This is a genomic window from Janthinobacterium sp. UMAB-56 (assembly GCF_900095265.1).
GTDB lineage: Bacteria > Pseudomonadota > Gammaproteobacteria > Burkholderiales > Burkholderiaceae_D > Janthinobacterium.
The window spans coordinates 1-1,599 of record NZ_LT607690.1; the positions used below are offsets into that span (position 1 = coordinate 1).

The following is a 1,599-nucleotide window of genomic DNA, read 5'->3' on the forward strand; positions in this document are numbered from 1 at the left end:
ATGACGATACTGTCTTGCGCGCCGTCAAGCGCCTGTACAACCTCGGCATTTATCCGGAATGGTGGAAACTGGAAAGCATGTCGGCCCAGCAATGGCAAGCCATCGATGCCCTCGTGCAAGAGCGCGATCCGTATTGCCGTGGCGTTGTCTTGCTGGGTTTGAATGCGCCTATCGAAAAACTGGCCGCCAGCTTCGAACAAGCCAGTGCCAGCACCACGTGTCGCGGCTTCATGGTGGGCCGCACCATCTTCCAGGAGCCGAGCCGCCGCTGGCTGGCGGGCGAACTCGACGATGCGGGCCTGATCGCCGCCGTGCGCGCCAACTTCGAGCAGCTCATCAGCTTGTGGCAGCGTACGCGCAACCGTCTGGAGCGTGCAGCATGAGCGCGCAAACGATACGCTTGACCATGGCGCAGGCGCTGGTGCGCTATCTGGCCGCCTTGCGCACGGAGGATGGCGAGGGGGGCTTGGTGCCCTTGTTCGGCGGCGCCTTTGCCATCTTTGGCCACGGCAACGTGGCGGGCCTGGGCGAAGCACTGTACCAGTACCGCGACAGCTTCCCCACTTACCGCGCCCACAACGAGCAGGCGATGGCGCACTCGGCCATTGCCTACGCGAAAGCCCACATGCGCCGGCGCATGATGGCCGTCACCAGTTCCATCGGCCCCGGCGCCACCAATCTGTTGACGGCCGCCGCCCTGGCGCACGTGAATCGCTTGCCGGTATTGCTCTTGCCCGGCGACGTGTTCGTCTCGCGCGCGCCGGACCCGGTGCTGCAGCAGCTGGAAGATGGCAGCGACGGCAGCGTGTCGGTCAACGATGCCTTCAAGCCGCTGTCGCGTTATTTTGACCGCATCGTGTATCCGGCACAGTTGCTCACCGCCTTGCCACGGGCGATTGCCGCCTTGACGGACCCGGCCGCCTGCGGCCCCGTCACCCTGTCTCTGCCGCAAGACGTGCAAACGATGGCGTATGACTACCCGGCCGACTTTTTCGCGCCGCGCATCGTGCGTTTGCGCGCCGTGCCACCGGTGGCATGCGAACTGGAAGAAGCGGCGCTGCTATTGAAAAATGCGAAACAGCCGCTGATCGTGGCCGGTGGCGGCGTGCTGTACGGCCAGGCCAGCGCCGCCTTGCAGGCGTTTGCCGAACGGCACGGCATTCCCGTGGCGGAAACCCAGGCGGGCAAAAGCAGCTTGCCGTGGGATCATCCGCTGCAGCTGGGCGCCATCGGCGTGACCGGTTCGCCTGCCGCCAATGTGCTGGCGGCGGAGGCTGACGTGGTGCTGGCCGTCGGCACGCGCTTGCAGGATTTCACGACGGGCTCGAATTCCCTGTTTGCGCAAGCGCAACTGGTGAGCCTGAATGTGAATGGTTTTGACGCGCTGAAACGCCGTGGCCTGGGCTTGCAGGCGGACGCGACTTTGGGCTTGCAGGGACTGTCGCCGCTGCTGGGCAACTGGAATAGTGCGGGCCAGTGGCTGGACCGGGCGCAGCAGGCAGGGAACGCCTGGCGCGAGATAGTCAACAGCATCACGGGGCGGCGCGAGCTGGCCGGCTTGCCGTATGACGGCGAAGTCATCGGCGCCGTGCAGCGCTC

General features: G+C 65.4%; 2 protein-coding genes. Both read left to right on the plus strand.

The features are described from left to right. Positions 1-383, plus strand: a 383-nt coding sequence (locus tag K0F85_RS28240; protein ID WP_219119119.1) for a 2-deoxy-5-keto-D-gluconate 6-phosphate aldolase domain-containing protein, incomplete at its 5' end; no start/stop codon positions are given. Then, positions 380-1,599 (plus strand): thiamine pyrophosphate-binding protein (locus K0F85_RS28245; protein ID WP_219119120.1); only part of this gene is annotated, 1,220 nt, incomplete at its 3' end. The genes K0F85_RS28240 and K0F85_RS28245, both read left to right, overlap by 4 nt.